The sequence below is a fragment of the Methanobrevibacter sp. genome (assembly GCF_045220775.1).
GTDB lineage: Archaea > Methanobacteriota > Methanobacteria > Methanobacteriales > Methanobacteriaceae > Methanocatella.
Window position 1 is genome coordinate 1 of sequence record NZ_JBGUWC010000092.1, and the last position, 16370, is coordinate 16370.

20 protein-coding genes are annotated in these 16370 nt (G+C 35.8%); 6 read left to right on the top strand and 14 right to left on the bottom strand.

The window, feature by feature from the left end:
* The 3 genes from dtd to ACJROP_RS05570 all read right to left on the bottom strand — a co-directional run.
* Nucleotides 1–310, bottom strand: a 310-nt coding sequence (gene dtd, locus ACJROP_RS05560; protein ID WP_406534494.1) for a D-aminoacyl-tRNA deacylase, incomplete at its 3' end; no start/stop codon positions are given.
* Nucleotides 311–314: 4 nt separating this feature from the next.
* On the bottom strand, nt 315–1556 hold the full coding sequence (sstT, locus tag ACJROP_RS05565; RefSeq protein ID WP_406534495.1) for a serine/threonine transporter SstT: 1242 nt from the start codon (nt 1554–1556) through the stop codon (nt 315–317).
* A 17-nt stretch (nt 1557–1573) separates the two neighbouring features.
* Nucleotides 1574–2524: a malate dehydrogenase gene (locus ACJROP_RS05570; RefSeq protein ID WP_406534496.1), complete on the bottom strand. Its 951-nt coding sequence runs from the start codon at nt 2522–2524 to the stop codon at nt 1574–1576.
* Nucleotides 2525–2604: 80 nt separating this feature from the next.
* On the opposite strand from ACJROP_RS05570, the gene ACJROP_RS05575 reads away from it, so the two are divergent.
* Nucleotides 2605–3255, top strand: coding sequence for a hypothetical protein (locus ACJROP_RS05575; RefSeq protein WP_406534497.1), 651 nt, complete (start codon nt 2605–2607; stop codon nt 3253–3255).
* Here the strand turns inward: ACJROP_RS05575 and ACJROP_RS05580 are convergent.
* The gene (locus ACJROP_RS05580) at nt 3252–3677 is read right to left on the bottom strand and encodes a zinc-ribbon domain-containing protein (protein WP_406534498.1); all 426 of its coding nucleotides are present in this window, start codon (nt 3675–3677) and stop codon (nt 3252–3254) included. The two genes, ACJROP_RS05575 and ACJROP_RS05580, sit on opposite strands and share 4 nt — an antisense overlap.
* A gap of 107 nt (nt 3678–3784) precedes the next feature.
* Here ACJROP_RS05580 and ACJROP_RS05585 point away from each other — a divergent pair, with 107 nt between their 5' ends.
* Complete coding sequence (locus ACJROP_RS05585; RefSeq protein WP_406534499.1) at nt 3785–4582, top strand: amidohydrolase family protein; 798 nt, start codon at nt 3785–3787, stop codon at nt 4580–4582.
* Nucleotides 4583–5265: 683 nt separating this feature from the next.
* Here ACJROP_RS05585 and ACJROP_RS05590 read toward each other — a convergent pair.
* The 3 genes from ACJROP_RS05590 to ACJROP_RS05600 are packed head-to-tail and all read right to left on the bottom strand — an operon-like array spanning nt 5266 to nt 7429.
* A complete protein-coding gene (locus ACJROP_RS05590) occupies nt 5266–5688 on the bottom strand; it encodes an NUDIX domain-containing protein (RefSeq protein WP_406534500.1) in 423 nt (140 codons plus the stop codon).
* 42 nt (nt 5689–5730) lie between these two features.
* Nucleotides 5731–6732 (bottom strand): GGGtGRT protein, encoded by a 1002-nt coding sequence (locus tag ACJROP_RS05595; protein ID WP_406534501.1) that lies wholly within the window; start codon nt 6730–6732, stop codon nt 5731–5733.
* Between the two features lie 4 nt (nt 6733–6736).
* Nucleotides 6737–7429, bottom strand: coding sequence for an iron-sulfur cluster assembly scaffold protein (locus ACJROP_RS05600; RefSeq protein ID WP_406534502.1), 693 nt, complete (start codon nt 7427–7429; stop codon nt 6737–6739).
* A 152-nt stretch (nt 7430–7581) separates the two neighbouring features.
* On the opposite strand from ACJROP_RS05600, the gene ACJROP_RS05605 reads away from it, so the two are divergent.
* Together ACJROP_RS05605 and ACJROP_RS05610 are read left to right on the top strand one after the other, a co-directional pair.
* Nucleotides 7582–7878 carry a putative quinol monooxygenase gene (locus ACJROP_RS05605; RefSeq protein WP_406534503.1) on the top strand — a complete coding sequence of 99 codons (297 nt, stop codon included), beginning with the start codon at nt 7582–7584 and terminating at the stop codon, nt 7876–7878.
* Between the two features lie 199 nt (nt 7879–8077).
* Nucleotides 8078–8860, top strand: coding sequence for an NAD(+)/NADH kinase (locus ACJROP_RS05610; protein WP_406534504.1), 783 nt, complete (start codon nt 8078–8080; stop codon nt 8858–8860).
* A gap of 175 nt (nt 8861–9035) precedes the next feature.
* Here ACJROP_RS05610 and ACJROP_RS05615 read toward each other — a convergent pair whose 3' ends face one another.
* From ACJROP_RS05615 to ACJROP_RS05630, 4 genes are all read right to left on the bottom strand, one after another.
* The gene (locus ACJROP_RS05615; RefSeq protein WP_406534505.1) at nt 9036–9635 is read right to left on the bottom strand and encodes a DUF3800 domain-containing protein; all 600 of its coding nucleotides are present in this window, start codon (nt 9633–9635) and stop codon (nt 9036–9038) included.
* A gap of 147 nt (nt 9636–9782) precedes the next feature.
* Entirely contained in the window at nt 9783–10019 is a 237-nt protein-coding gene (locus ACJROP_RS05620; RefSeq protein ID WP_406534506.1) for a 4Fe-4S binding protein, read from the bottom strand.
* Between the two features lie 45 nt (nt 10020–10064).
* Nucleotides 10065–10607, bottom strand: coding sequence for a flavodoxin family protein (locus ACJROP_RS05625; RefSeq protein WP_406534507.1), 543 nt, complete (start codon nt 10605–10607; stop codon nt 10065–10067).
* Nucleotides 10608–10621: 14 nt separating this feature from the next.
* Nucleotides 10622–11140 carry a hypothetical protein gene (locus ACJROP_RS05630; protein ID WP_406534508.1) on the bottom strand — a complete coding sequence of 173 codons (519 nt, stop codon included), beginning with the start codon at nt 11138–11140 and terminating at the stop codon, nt 10622–10624.
* Nucleotides 11141–11227: 87 nt separating this feature from the next.
* Here ACJROP_RS05630 and ACJROP_RS05635 point away from each other — a divergent pair, with 87 nt between their 5' ends.
* Nucleotides 11228–11959 carry a PD-(D/E)XK nuclease family protein gene (locus tag ACJROP_RS05635; protein WP_406534509.1) on the top strand — a complete coding sequence of 244 codons (732 nt, stop codon included), beginning with the start codon at nt 11228–11230 and terminating at the stop codon, nt 11957–11959.
* Here ACJROP_RS05635 and ACJROP_RS05640 read toward each other — a convergent pair whose 3' ends face one another.
* The 3 genes from ACJROP_RS05640 to ACJROP_RS05650 form a co-directional block, all read right to left on the bottom strand.
* Nucleotides 11960–12652: a class I SAM-dependent methyltransferase gene (locus tag ACJROP_RS05640; protein WP_406534510.1), complete on the bottom strand. Its 693-nt coding sequence runs from the start codon at nt 12650–12652 to the stop codon at nt 11960–11962. It lies immediately after the preceding gene.
* Nucleotides 12652–13128 carry a methyltransferase family protein gene (locus tag ACJROP_RS05645; RefSeq protein WP_406534511.1) on the bottom strand — a complete coding sequence of 159 codons (477 nt, stop codon included), beginning with the start codon at nt 13126–13128 and terminating at the stop codon, nt 12652–12654. Before ACJROP_RS05645 ends, ACJROP_RS05640 begins: the two co-directional genes overlap by 1 nt.
* 86 nt (nt 13129–13214) lie before the next feature.
* On the bottom strand, nt 13215–14942 hold the full coding sequence (locus ACJROP_RS05650; protein ID WP_406534512.1) for a Na+/H+ antiporter NhaC family protein: 1728 nt from the start codon (nt 14940–14942) through the stop codon (nt 13215–13217).
* A gap of 360 nt (nt 14943–15302) precedes the next feature.
* On the opposite strand from ACJROP_RS05650, the gene ACJROP_RS05655 reads away from it, so the two are divergent.
* A complete protein-coding gene (locus tag ACJROP_RS05655; RefSeq protein WP_406534513.1) occupies nt 15303–16256 on the top strand; it encodes a ketopantoate reductase family protein in 954 nt (317 codons plus the stop codon).
* Nucleotides 16257–16370: the final 114 nt, after the last annotated feature.

Here is a 16370-nt window from a genome sequence, read left to right on the forward strand (position 1 = left end):
GCTCGGTTGCCCTATCCGGAGCCAATGCCTTGTGGAAGGAAGGTCTGTTCTTTTTGGTGTGAGCATATAACGTGAATTGTGGAACCAGCAATAGTTTTCCGCCAATATCCTTGACAGACTTGTTCATCCTGCCCTTTTCATCCTGAAATATCCTTAGTTTTACAAGCTTTTTGGAAAGATAATCTGCTTCTTTTTGCGTATCATTTTCGCCGAAGCCTACCAAAACCATCAGTCCCTCTTGGATTTCACCGACAATCGCGCCCTCAACTTCAACGCTTGCATTGGATACCCTTTGAACTACCAGCTTCATATACTCACCTATGGGCAAATTCTCCTAAGAAATTAACGGGCTCTCCGCTTACCCTCCTATCATGATATTCTGCAGTCGCTGAAAACAGTGCATCTCCGGCAGAGTTGAGCGCTGTTTCACAGGAATCCTGAATGACTCCAATGATAAATCCGACTGCTACAGCCTGCATTGATACGTCGGCACTTATTCCAAACAGGGAACATGCCATTGGAATCAGTAAAAGAGATCCTCCAGCAACCCCGGAAGCCCCGCATGCTCCAACAGTTGAAATGATGCATAAAACAATAGTAATAGGCAATGGAACAGATATTCCCATTGTATGGCAGACCGCAAGTGTCATGACAGTTATTGTCACTGCAGCCCCTTCCATGTTAATTGTAGCTCCCAATGGAATGCTTATTGAGAAGAAATCCCTATCCAGTCCTAAACGTTCGCACAATTCCATATTGATTGGAATATTTGCAGCAGAACTTCTTGAGAAAAATGCAGTAATTCCGCTTTCCCTTAAACATGTAAATACCAATGGATAAGGGTTGCGTCTTAACGCTACAGCCGAAATGATAGGATCTGTTACGAATGCAACAAATGCAATGCATCCGACAAGCAGCAGAATTAACTGTCCGTATTCAGTGAATATTGCAAGCCCACTTTCAGAAACTGATGTGAATACCAATCCCATAATACCGATTGGCGCAAACTGAATAATGCCTCGCACTATCATTGTAACTGCATCGGCACAATCAGTTATTACATCCTTTGTTGTGTCGCTTGCAACCATTTTAAGTGCAATGCCGAATACGATTGACCAGAACAGTATTCCCAAGTATTGGCCTTGAGACAACAGTTCAATCGGATTGGAAAATACAGTCAGAATCATATTGGACATCACTTCGCCAAGACCCCCCGGTGCTGCTGCAGTGCTTGCATCAGTTAAGTGAATAGTAACCGGGAACAGGGTACTTGCTATAATCGCAACCATAGCGGACAGGAAGGTACTGAACAGATAAAGAATGATAACTGTCTTGAATCTGGAACCTATGCCGCTTCTTGCTTTTGAAATAGCAGAAGCAACCAAAACAAAAACCAAAATTGGAGCGATAGCTTTTAATGCACTTACAAACAATTCACCTGGAAATCCAATTATTGACCACTCGGGAACTGCAACGCCCAAAATGGCACCTACGATTAATCCTATAATAATCTTCAATATAAGACTTGATTCAGTCCATTTCTTAATAAAATTCATGAAAAATCCTCTATAACTTAAATATCTAGATGCTCTTTTACCTCATAAGTTGCATCACGAACGGTATTTGCAGCCTTAATGAAGTTTTCCCTTTCAATGTCATCCATATGAATAGGCACAATCATTTCAATGCCTCTTTTGGAAGTGACCGCCGGAACGCCCAAGGATACGTCCTCCACATCTTCAATTTCCCCATCCAGATAACAGCTGACTGTCAATACCTTATGGGTATCTGTAATTATTGTTGAGATAAGGTGAGAAATCGCAAAGGCAGGGCCGTATTCGGTTGCTCCCTTTTTGGAAATAATGGTATTGCCTGCATTCTTAAGCCGTTCAACCAGTTCCGTAATATCCAAATCAACATATTCAACGAAATATTTCAAAGGAATACCTCCAATGGTAGTGGAACTTAAAAGAGGAACCATATTATCCCCATGTTCGCCGACAACCCTTGTATGGACTTCAGAACTGTTAATGTTGATTTGTCTTGAGAAATAATTTTTAAGCCTTAATGAATCCAAATGGTTTCCGACACCTATGACCCTCTTCTTGTGAAATCCGGATGCCTCAAGAGCAATGGTTGTCATGACGTCGACAGGATTTGTTGCAACGAGTATGATTGAATCAGGAGCATACTTGGCAATCTGCTCAGAATAGTATTTTACGATTTTTGCATTTGGAATAGCCAGTTCAAGTCTTTTCATTCCCTTTTCACGAGGAACGCCTGCGGTAATCAATACAACAGCAGAACCAACAATGTCATTAAAATCACAGGATGGAGTTAACCTACAATCAATATCCCTTGCGGCAAGGGCATCATACATGTCATAAGTCTCTCCCTTAACTTTTTCAAGGCTTTCTGGCCTTGAAAACATTACAATCTCATCAACTGTTTGGTCTCTTGCAAGGGTAAATGCAACATTTTTACCTATTGTTCCAGTTGATCCTAAAATACTTACCTTTACCATAAATTATAATTATATTTTATAATAAAAATAACTTACGAAAATAGGAAATGAATTAATTTATCTAATTGATGGGTGTTAATATGGCTGATGAAGAATTAAAACTGGAAACCAAATGTTATGACGCTAATGAATATGGCTACCTTTACGGACTAAACAAAAAAATACCTGATGAGGAATTTGAAAAGGTAAAGCCCTATTTCAGAAAGTTCAAGAGAATGGATTTTGTTGAAGGCAACGTTCAGGTTACCGGCAGGCCTGAAGGATACAGGTGCCTTGAAAAGGATGTTTCCAAAGTAGAGGAAATCCTAGGAATAACAAACACATTGGAAAAACGCCAAAACAAGATAAAGGAAGCATTTGCAGACCCTATAAAAAAAGCGAATCTCATCGACAAGTCATATGAATGGCTGAAGATGCTGTTTGAAAAGGGAGGGACACGTCCAGAACAGGACTTGAGCAGGCTTGCAGTTCATTCAACAAAGATGTATGACCCTCAGGACAGCTTTAAAAAAGGATTTGACAAAGGCGAAGGTGAACTGTTCATATACACCCCTCACGGAATGTGGTACATCATCAACAATTGCGGAGAGTTTTCAGACAAATCCCTGAATAATGTCAAAACCCCACAGGGCGGAGCAGTAGGCCACAGGCTAATGTATGACGATTTAATCGATAGGCTGATTAGGATTTACACCGAAGAGAATGAATACACAGGTGAAAAACTATACTAATGGGTAAGCTTGTCAATAGCCAATCCCAATAGGTATCCTATTATATAAGTTGGAACTGCAAAAATCAGTCCGAAAATGATTCCGGTGATTAATACAATTGCAAATGAATATTCCGGAAGGTTGATACCAATCTCACAAAAGAACATTACAACAAATACGACAATGCTTATTGTCTTTGTTTTAGCTATCCTCAACTCGCCGGTGTATTTGTCTGTCTTGTAGAAAAGCTTTGAAACGATTGAATTCATGTTTTTGTTTACAGTGACATTTGGAGTTACTTCTTGCCGTTTAACTTCTTTAATGTCTGAAGTTGCCTGCTTTTGTGCAATTTCATTAGTTTCGGCTTTAAGTTTACTGCCGCAATTCCTGCAAAATTGGGCTTCATCCAGATTTTCGCAACCGCATTCGCTACAATATTTCATGCTTAAAGATATGTGATTAAATTGTTAAAAATATATCTATCATGGACAATTTTTTATACGTTAAAAACAAATATTATAATTTAGATTAGAAAAGGTGGTTTAACTATATGCAAAAAATTATTAATGCACACTGTCATATATACCCTGAAAAGATTGCGGAAAGAGCCGTTTTAGGAATTAGAGATTTTTACGATTTGGACATGTCATTGAACGGAAAGCTTGATGATTTGATAAGAGACGGCAATGAAGTCGGAGTGACACACTACCTGGTCCATTCAGTTGCCACAACACCAAAACAGGTAAAATCAATCAATGAATTCATAGCAGATTCAGTAAACTCTCATCCTGATTTGTTTACAGGCTTTGGAACACTGCATCCTGACAGTGAAGACATTAAGGGAGATGTTGATTATCTTGTTAGCCTAGGCCTTAAAGGAGTTAAGCTACACCCTGACTTTCAGCAATTTGCAATGAACGAAGAGCGTGCCTTTAAAATTGGTGAAGCTGTAAGCGAAGCCGGTTTGCCAATGCAGGTTCATTGTGGTGATTTCAGATACCATTATTCTAATCCGGAACAGATCAAACCATTTTTAGATGAATTCCCAGACATCACTTTCATCGGCGCCCATTTTGCAGGATGGAGCATGTGGGAAGAAGCGACAGAAAAGCTAGCGGGAACACCAAACCTATATGTGGATATAAGTTCCAGTTTATATGCCCTAACACCCGAAACCGCCTTAAACTTGATTCATGCATATGGTGCAGATAGGGTGCTTTGGGGAAGTGACTATCCGATGTGGGAATCAAAAAGCGAAATGGAATACTTCAATAAAATAAATCTGACCGATGAAGAGCATTCTTTAATCCTTTATGAAAACGCTGCTAAAATATTAGGACTCGAATAATTATTAGAATATGTAAATTTTTCTTAAAAACTTAAAAAAAGAATCAATTCAAAAATTGAATAAGGATTAATTTTGACACATCCTCATTCAATATACACAATTATTGGTCTGCAATATGCAACCAAAACATCATAAGATGTTAAATAATATTATAGCTATTCATATATATAAAAGTTTTTATTTCACCCTTTTTATCAATTAAAGCAATTTTTCATCATCAAAACAATTTTATACTCTTTAAATAATCTTCATTTTTAAAAATAATAAATTTTAAATAGTTCTAAATGAAAATAATTAATTCTAAAATACAAATAAAATAATACATAATTATTGGTGTTTTTATGAATGGAAAGAGCATTATCTTAAAAACACTCCTATTGAATTGGAGAATTGTATTATGCATGTTGAAAATATAGTGCTTGCTATCTCTTACATCTTTCTAGCAAGTTACTACTTTTTGTTGGCTCTTAACCTGTTAATGTGCTAACAAACTATGATGTCAAAAAGAAGCATAGTTTGGGTAAATCCAAAATTTTTCTAATTTGATAAACAGACCATTTATGTGATGATTAGCTTTTAATATGTATTTTATAGCTTCTTTTTTACACATAGCAAAATTATAAGCTATTCATTTAAAAAACAATAAAAAACCTGAAAATTAAAAAAGAATAAATTTAATGAAATCAATTTTTAGTATTAAAAGCATCAGCAGCAGGCGGTGTTAATAAACCATCAGCTATCATTTCTTCTATCTCATCCAAAGTAAACCAACCATAATCATCATGCTCTTCACTGATTGTAACCTCATCACTTTCACATGTAACTTTCATAATCAGTTGAATTGATTTAACATCCTCTGATGTTTTGCAAGCTGTAAAGTCTTTTCTAACAACATTATATAATGATACAACATCAACTTCAAGGCCGGTTTCTTCAAGGTATTCCCTTTTTAAAGCTTGGTCAAAATATTCGCATTTTTTGACTTTACCACCTGGAATTTCCCATCTTCCGGCATCATGAGCGGAACGTGACCTGATTTTCAAAAGTAAAATTTTACCGTTATATTCGCATATTCCTCTAGCTGTTAGTCCCCAAAGAGTAGACATATAAAACACCTGAAAAAAATAAGTAAAAGGGAATAAGTCCCCTTATTGTTTCATTGCCTTTTCAACGGCCACTGCAACGGCAACGGATGCTCCTACCATCGGATTGTTTCCCATACCTATCAGTCCCATCATTTCCACGTGGGCGGGTACGGATGATGATCCTGCAAATTGGGCATCTGAGTGCATTCTTCCCAATGTATCTGTCATACCGTAGGAAGCAGGTCCTGCAGCCATGTTATCCGGGTGCAAAGTCCTTCCTGTACCTCCGCCTGATGCAACTGAGAAGTATTTTTTGCCTTGCAATATGCATTCCTTCTTGTATGTTCCGGCTACAGGATGCTGGAAACGTGTAGGGTTTGTTGAATTACCAGTTATAGATACATCAACGCCCTCCAAATGCATGATTGCAACACCTTCACGCACGTCATCTGCACCGTAACATCTGACTTTTGCCCTTTCACCATCAGAGTATGCCTTTTCCTTTACGACTTTCACTTCTCCTGTAAAGTAATCGAACTCGGTCTCGACATGAGTGAAACCGTTGATTCTTGAGATGATAAGTGCAGCATCCTTTCCAAGCCCGTTTAGAATAACCCTTAAAGGCTTTTCCCTTACTTCATTTGCGGAGTTTGCAATACCAATTGCACCTTCTGCAGCCGCAAAACTTTCATGACCTGCCAAAAATGCGAAGCATTCGCTTTCATCGCTTAAAAGCATTGATGCAAGGTTACCATGACCAAGACCTACTTTTCTGTCATCCGCCACACTTCCAGGAATGCAGAATGCCTGAAGACCCTCTCCAATAGCTTTTGCAGCATCAGACGCTTTGGTGCATCCTTGCTTGATGGCTATTGCAGCGCCAAGGGTATATGCCCAGCATGCGTTTTCAAAACAGATTGGCTGAACGCCCCTGACAATTTCTTCTGGGTCAAAGCCTTTGTCAAGGCATATTTGCCTTGCCTCTTCAAGATCTTTGATGCCGTATTTTTCCAAAACAGGAATGATTTGATCTATTCTTCTTTCATAACTTTCAAACAAACTCATGATATCACTCCTTCCTCGGATCTATTTTTTTGGCCGCATCGTCAAATCTTCCGTATTGACCGGTAGCATTCTCGATTGCTTCCAATGGGTCAATTCCTGATTTGATTTGATCAAGCATCACGCCAAGGTTGATGTATTTGTAACCTATTATTTCGTCATCCTCATCCAGTCCGATTTCAGTGATGTATCCTTCAGTAAGCTCCAGATACCTTGGACCTTTTTCCTTTGTTGAATAGATTGTTCCAATCTGGCTTCTGTGGCCTTTTCCCAAATCCTCAAGGCCTGCACCAATCTGAAGGCCCCCTTCCGAAAATGCTGATTGGGTTCTTCCATAGACAATCTGTAAGAATAATTCACGCATTGCAGTGTTTATCGCATCACAGACAAGGTCAGTGTTCAATGCTTCCAGAATGGTCTTTCCAACAAGTATTTCACCGGCCATTGCAGCTGAGTGAGTCATTCCGGAGCACCCCAAAGTCTCAACCAACGCTTCTTCAATGATTCCTTCCTTAACATTCAATGTCAGTTTGCAGCATCCTTGTTGCGGTGCACACCAGCCGATTCCATGAGTAAAACCGGAAATGTCTGATATCTGCTTTGCTTTAACCCATTTGCCCTCTTCAGGTATTGGAGCAGGGTCATGATTTGCACCTTTGCGAACAAGGCACATGTTTTCTATCTCAGTTGAATATATCATCTTCTTTCTCCAAAATTTTTTTTTAACTGATTGAATATATCTGTTTTTTGATTAATGTATTTTATGAAAAAGAGTTTATCAAAAATATGAGACATTAATATTAAGTAATATGAAAATTATATTAATCTTTAACAAACAGTAGGTGAGTAGTTATGGATTTCATACTTGTGTTAGCAAAAGTCCAACCTAAAGAAGGTTGTCAAGACAGCATCATTGAAGTTGCAGAAGAGTTAGTATACGAAACTTTACAGGAAGAAGGAAACATTGATTATCAATTGTTAAAATCCATTGAAGACGACACTTTAACATTTGTTGAAAAATGGGAAAGTCCTGAAGCTCTCAAAAAACATATGGGCTCACCGCACTTCTTGAACTTTGGAGAAGAAAGCGGCGAATTTGTCGAAAAAATGGATATCCAAGTTATCGGTGCTAAAGAAATCGAATTCTAATCTACTTTTTAATTTATTGATGTAGATTACCTACATTAAAAACTCTACTTTTTTTACTCTTTTTTATTTTTTTGAAAGTTCATTTAATTAAATACTATTCTTTCAACATGCCTTTTAAAATTATAACTCGATTATTCAATATAATTTAGCGAAATATTTTGGGAAAATATTAATTAACATGAACTAAATAAGTATAGCCATGAAAATATTCATCAATGAAGATAAAAGAAATTCCGCTTCCCTAAAAACAAAAGAAGAACTGATAAATATTGCAGAGGAGCTAAAAATCGAAATCACCGATGAGGTTTCCGAATGCGATTTGATAATCTCCATTGGAGGGGACGGAACTTTTCTCAAATCAGCAAGGCTATCCTGTGAAAAGCCATTGATTGGAATACACACCGGAACTTTAGGTTTTCTAACAGAAATCAATCCTAAAAACATTAAAAAAGCACTTATTGATTTACTAAATAACAATTATCATATAGAAGAGAGAATGATGCTTGAAGGCGAAATCATTAGGGAAAACGGAGAAGTCATTGAAATACCTCCTGCCTTGAATGAAATCGAAATTTCCAAAAACATAATGGGAGTTGTGAGATTCGATGCAATCATTGACGGAAAACTGATCAATTCATATACCGCCGACGGAATTCTGGTCTGCACACCAACCGGCTCAACAGCATATAACCTATCATGCGGAGGTCCGATTGCAGATCCGACAGCCAAAATCTTAACATTAACACCAATAGCTCCGCATACAGTAATCAACAGAAGTATCGTATTGTCCGATGATTCAATCGTTGAAATTAGGATAAGTGAAATCAGGGACAATACCGCATCATTTGTATTATACGACGGCCATCCCATTGAAGCTTTTAATGGCGATATAATCAGAATTAGAAAATCAGATAGGCATACAAAAATAATCAAACTTGAAGACAGGAGCTTCATCGATACGATTCGCGAAAATATAAATTGATAGCAGTTATATCGAATTTGGTGTAAACATTTAAATATGATTAGACTACATAATAAGAACTGTAAGATTTAGAAGGTAAAAACTTTTTTAAGTTCAACCTGCATGTCCTTGTCCTGATGAGGGGCGACTTTCCATATTATTATGGTCAATTAGGTGGCTGTGGGTTCTTCCATCTTCAAAATACTTTTTTTATAGTTTTATTTTTAATCAAATCAATAAATTCATCATTTTCGTGTTCAACACTTTGAAAAATAGACCAAGAAATTAAATCTGCAATTTGCAATCCTTTAAAATTCATTGAATTAACATGATTTAAACTAACAGAATAATTTTTATAGTTACACAAATTATCAGTAAACATTTTATTAAAATTTTTTATCTCATTATCTTTATTTTTTGTTTTATCAACAAAAACAAAAGTATGCTCATTAATATTAATTAAATTAGCCAGTTCAGATGCAATTAAATCATATAATAAATTGTTATCAATATCTTTTAATTTATATCTATTTGATTTATCAAAAACCACTATAAATGTCTCATAATCAAATTTATTTAAATTTTTAAAAATTTTCTTTATAATATCATTTGGGAGATTAAAACCTTTTAATTCATTCATGTATCCAATTTCATTTTTAGATATTTTTCTAATTTTATTAACTAATATTTCTAATTTCCTAGAATCATCAATTTTAATAGCTACCATAACAAAATATCTGGAACTAGAGGATTTAGTTCCCAAATCACCGCTCTCATCAATATAAATAAAAGACATATTACTCAACTAGAAATTAATTTTTTAACGTCTATTCGTTTGTAATTTATCCTTTATTAATATTTCCTTTCTTAAATCTAAAAAATAAGAGCAATATTTCACTATTAAATCAATTTTACAATATAAAAACAATTTAAAAAAAAAAAATTAGTTAACTGTAATGCAGTCATTAGGACAAATTGCCATACAAACCTTACAGCTTTTGCAGACCTGCGGATCACGAACAGCTGTAATATCATCTTTTAACATTAAAACATTGTTAGGACAAGCTATTATGCATTTTTCACATCCGTCACAGTCATCTGAGTTAATGTCAATGTGACATTCCTCAACTTCTTCTTTCTTATCCTTTTTCTTTCTTCTGAAAAGTGAACCTATACCCATATCAATCAATTATTTAATTTTAAAAAAAAAAGAGAAAAAATTGGTTTAGAATTTTAAACCAAGTTCATAAGCTTCCTTAAGCTTTTCTTCTTGCTCTTCAGCTACAATACCAGCAGGACCTGCACTGCCTGCATCTACATGACCAAGTACTTCATAGCCCATGAATGTGAATGGTGAGAATTTTGTCATCTCAATGTAGTTTGCATAGGTTTCTTCAGGCTGGTTTTCAGTGAAAATCAATGCAGCCTTACCTGATAGGCTTTTATCCGGATTTTGACCGATGCTGTAGAACCTGTCAATAATCAATTTGCCTTGTGCGGACATCTGACCGTAATAGATTGGTGTTGCAAATATTACTCCATCGGCAGCGACCAATTCATCAAGGATTTTGTTTCCGTCATCGGCACGCACGCATTCAGGGTTTTCTGCACAGTACATGCATGCCTTACATGGTGCAATGTCCTGGTCTTCCAAGTAGAACTTGACTACTTCTCCGCCGTTTTCTTCAATTCCTTTTATCATTTCATCCATCAATACATCACAGTTTCCGCCTTTGCGAGGGCTTGCTTGAAGTGCTACGATTTTCATTTTTAACTACTCTCCTAACTTGTTGAAGTGATATTGATTGTATCGATAATGCCTTTGCAATGATTAATAAAGTAATCGCTGTCTGCATAAGGTATATTATCTCCGCTAATACAATAATTTTGACCGTTTTTATTAAAGAAGATATCTGAACTGTAATATTCAGAAACTTCATTGTATAAGAAATATGTTGTTACGCCATTTTGATCAATAGTCTGATTTGAGGTATGTGGATAATTATTGTAATAATTACCTGCAATATCTCCAATTCCTTGGGAATTGTCTATTTCGGATACATTAATGGTCATTCCTTTATTTTCATCAACCAAACTGATTGTTGTGTCATTTACTGCATTATCTGTAAAGTTATCTATTTTTGGAATTGTGCTTGCTCCAACATGGATTAAGTTCTCATCAACAACATCTGTTACATTATCAGTTGTATTGCCATTATCAAAACCGAGTAAAGGACTGCCCAGATTAATTCCAATATAAATAACAATTAAGATAACTAAAAGTGCGTATAATTTATCCATTATATATTCACCTAATATATAATATTGAATTTAAAGTATTTAAACTAATAATAATTTATTTAAAAAAGTTTTTATAAACATTAAACTATGAAATTATCAAAATCAAAAGTCAATACATATCTTAAATGTCCGCTTGAGTTCAAGTTTCAATACATCGATGAAATCGAGGTGCCTCAAAACAAGTATATGGCGCTCGGCAGTGATGTTCATCTGATTGCCGAAAAATTCTCGGAAAAATTTGAGGACAATCTGGATGAGGTGGACATTGAAAACGAGCTTATAAAAATTGCTTTTGAAGAAAATATAGGATATGACCTGACTGACCACATTGATAATTTGGGATCTTTTTTTAAGAGAGCGTTTGTCGATAATGACTACAAGCTGTTCTGCCAGGAAGAATACATTATTGATGAGGAAAACCGATTTTCCGGAATATGCGACATCATCCTGGAAGATGAAAACGGAGAACTGATTGTAATAGACTATAAAACATCAAAATCAAGTTCCTTTTCCAAATATCGTTTAGAATTGTGTTACTACAAATTGCTTGTCGAAAACGTATTCGGCAAGACCGTTTCAAGAGTCGGAATATTCTTTACGAAAAACGGACGCTTAAGATTGCTTGACGTTTGCGATGAGGAAAACAAGCGTTATTATTTGAATAATGATGAGATTCAACAAGCCATTGATACACTTCATGATGTCAGAAAAGATATTAACAGCGGGAAATTTCCCGCAAAAAAACAGTTTTTATGCAGATACTGTACCTATAAGGATTTATGCGATGATTATTTGTACAAAAATTCAAGGTTATACTGATTATTTTTTCGCAACTACTGTCACCCATTCAAGAAACTTGTCTGAAAAGGATACATTGCTGTAATCATCATTCACCCGAGTTTCTTTTCCATTGACTTTAATAATCTCCTGCTTTTTTCTTCCATCCCTAATATAGGCAGTTATTTCGCTAAAACCATTGTTTTCTAGAAATGAAGCGATTTCCTCATCAGTATACATTTCCATGTCAATGAAATGCTTCCAGAATTTCATGATGAAATTATTATCCCCATTTGATTCCATGCCAATCAAGAATACTCCACCCGGCTTGAGGACCCTTTTGACTTCACCAAAGCATTTTTCGATATCCGGCCAGAAATAAACTGTCTCGAATGCGGTTACAATATCAAATGTTTCATCTTCAAAAGGCAGACTTTGGACATTGCCCTCAACAATTTCTACTAGACCATTTTTAATCAAATCTTCATTAACTTCTGTTGACAGTTCTACGCTTACAATACTGTAGTCAATGCCAAAAACTTTTTTTGCTTTTTCAGCCATTCGCTTAACGTTCATTCCTCCACCACAGCCTATATCCAATATTATGTCATCATCCTTAATGTCCAAATGCTTCAATCCCCATAGGGATACTGGGGTGTGTTCCTTGTTCATTGATTTCAGTTGCATATTTCCTAGTTTTCCTTGTGGATTTCCCATATTCTCAAAAAATCCCATTAAATCACCTTCGGTATGAATCTATTTACTTTCTTTGAATAACTCAAATAATCATCACCATATAAATCAATCAGCCATCTTTCCTCTGTCTTTACCATTGTTAATGTTAATATCAACCAGTAAACAATAGATAATGGCATTAAGATTAAATTATCTGCAATCAAAAGCACTCCAGTTATTGCATATAGAAAGGCAGCATATATCGGATGTCTGACAATGCCATAGATTCCTGTTGTCACCAGATGATTCTGCACAATATTCTTTTGAATGTCAGAATTCAAGACGGCCCGAAGCCAAAATACCGCTCCAACAATCATTAGAATAACACCAAATACTTTTAAAATTAGTGAATCTAATGAATATACTGGGATGTACTTTAAAAAAGAAATCATAATTGCTATGATTGTCATTAATGTTATTGCACCTATTAAATAAGGCCCAATTCCATATAAAGGCAAATGATTATTTTCACTCATAGTAATTGATTTATGGATAGCAATATAAATATTTTTAGGTATGCCTAAATTTTAATCGTTTTTAAAAAAATAATGGAAGTGAGGACCTAAGCCTCAACTTCATCAAAGTCTACCTTTTCACCTAATACTTTAAGACCTATATACAATACAACAATACCGATTGGCAATGAAATGTACCATGCGATTCCTAAACCTGCTGGGATGTAACCGATGAATATTGCTACACATGCAACGAAAATTGCGTAGTAGATTTGTGTTCTTACGTGGTCAATATGGTTACAGCTGGTTCCCATGGATGACAGGATTGTTGTATCTGAAATCGGTGAACAGTGATCCCCGAAAATAGCTCCGGTCAATACACCACTTGTAGCAACGATTGTAAATGACATGTCACCGGAACTGACTGCCCAAGCAAGAGGAATCGCCAAAGGCATCAAGATACTCATTGTACCATAGGAAGTACCTGTAGCAAATGAAATCAAAGCACCTAAGATGAAAATCAATGTCGGTACAATCCATGCTGGAATGGTGTTGCTTAACACACCTACAAGATAATCTGCGGTTCCGACATTTCCGATAACGGTACCTAATGACCATGCAAGAAGCAGGATTACACCGGTAATAACGATGGTTTTCATACCGCCGATCCATTCGCCGATAGCTTCTTCCATGGTGAGGATTTTCTCACCGACAGCCATTACGATAGCTACAATTGAAGCTAAAAGCGCTGCCTGGAACAGAGCTACGGAAGCATCGGATTGTGACAATGCTTGGAAAATACCGTCAAAGCTTAAAGGAGAAGTGTTCATTAATGTGATTAATGCTTGATCTTCACCGCCTAAGATGGTGGTGTATCCGCTCCAGTAGAATGCGATGAGTGCACCGATAATCAATGTACCGATTGGAATGATTGCGTTCCATACGGATAATTTGATGCCTTCAACAGGTTTTACATCATCAAAACCAGGAGCTTGAGGAACAATGATTTCTTCGTCTTCTTTTCTAGCACGAGCAGCTTGTTCTGCCTTTTTCATTGGACCGAATTCGTATAATGTCAAAGCAGAAATTACAATGAAAATCAGAATGAATATGTTATAGAACCTATATGGAATTGTCTGTAAGAATATTCCAAATCCGGTAACGTTAGTTACGCCCACAGACTCGAAACCGGCTGCAATCAAACTTATTTCTAATCCAATCCATGTGGAGATGATTGCAATACCAGCTACAGGAGCTGCAGTTGCGTCTACTACAAATGCTAATTTTTCTCTAGATACGTGTAATTTATCCATAACAGGTCTCATGATAGGACCGACAATCAAGGAGTTTGCGTAGTCGTCGAAGAATACACATAATCCTAATAACCAAGTGAATAATTGTGCTTTTCTTGGAGTGTTTGCCCTTTTTGCGAATTCATCAGCAAGCGCTTTTGCACCACCCATTTTGGTTACCAATTGGATAATACCTCCAATAAGCAAACATTGAAGTACAATACCTGCATTCCATGGGTCTGCCATACATGCGATGACATCTGAACCTAATTGAAGGAATGCGCTGATTGCGGTGGAAACAATGTTCAAGTCGTTTACGCACAACATGAATTCTCCAACAAATACACCGATGAACAATGAAAGAATTGTCTCTTTTGTAATGAATGCCAAAGCGATAGCAACAAGAGGAGGCAATAATGTCAAGATACCGAATCTTACGGCATTATCGTCACCGGCAGGTGATGAAGAAATCAAGAGGGATAAAACGAAAAGAGCTATAATTGAAACAGCAGCAATTACTCCTATTTTCATATTTCTATCCATTTATTATCACACCATTTTCCTATACATTTATTAAAAAATTACATTAATAAGACTAATAAATAACAAGTTTAGAACTTTATTTAATAATTAACTTATTATGTACAGTTTTATTTTGTTTTTAATAATATAAAAACATTATAATAAAGATTTTTAAAAAATTATTGAACATTATTTAAATTTAATATTGAATAGATTTTAATAGTAATAAAAAAAATTGATAATAGTAATAAAGTTAATTAAAATTAGCTAAAAAAATAAATAAATAAAAAAATCGAACAATAAACAAATATAGAACAAAAGAATTAAGTTAAATAATTAAAAAATCAAAATAATTATTATAAAAGAAAAGGGATTATTAAAATGAACATATTAATTATTGGAGCAGGAGCAGTTGGAATAGGACTTGCAGCATCAGTATTATCTCAAAATGCCAATGTGTCAATTTATGCTCGAGGTGAAACCGCAAATGCAATTCGTGAAAATGGGATTGAAAGAACAGGATTGTTTACAAACTACTCATTTTCAAAAGATGAAATATCCGTATACGATGACTACGCTCAGATTCCTAAAAACGAATTCGATTATGTATTCATAACATCAAAAACAACTGCAAATGATGATATTTCCAAAAGATTAGATGAAAACAGAGATATCCTAAAGGAAAACTTCAAAATCATCATATTCCAAAACGGATTTGGAAACGATGAGGCATACTTAAGATTTTTCACTGAAAAAGAAGTATTTTCAGCACGCGTAATCACCGGCTTTACAAGGCCTGAAAGGCACATCAGCGAAGTTACAGTATACACCGAACCAATTCTAATCGGATCACTTCAGAAAGAAGACCCTTCTGAACTGCAGGAAATAGCTGACATGATAACCGCTTCCGGAATCAACTGCGAGCTGACGGACGAAGTCGACAAGTACCTGTGGGCAAAGATGCTTTACAACTGCGCATTGAATCCTCTTGGTGCAATTCTGGACGTCAATTACGGAAAGCTTACAGAAAACCAATACAGCATAGACATAATGAACAGCATCATCGATGAAATCTTTGAAGTGATAATGGCATCAGGATATTCTACACTTTGGGACACACCAGATGATTATAAGGACCTGTTCTACTCAAAGCTCGTTCCGGATACCTATAATCATTATTCCTCAACACATCAGGACATACAAAGGAAAATAAAAACGGAAATCGATTCTTTGACGGGCAGAGTCATTGCCTTAGGTGAAGAAAACAATATTGATGTGAGCACAAATAAAATTATCTATAAACTGATAAAAGCAATAGAATCTGACTTTGAATAACCTTAACCTTTATATAGGTTGAAAATCTAAATAGTATTGTTCATATTGTTATATACTATTTTTTTATAATATGAACAATGGTGATGGTTGAAATGAGCATTCGTTTGTATTCCT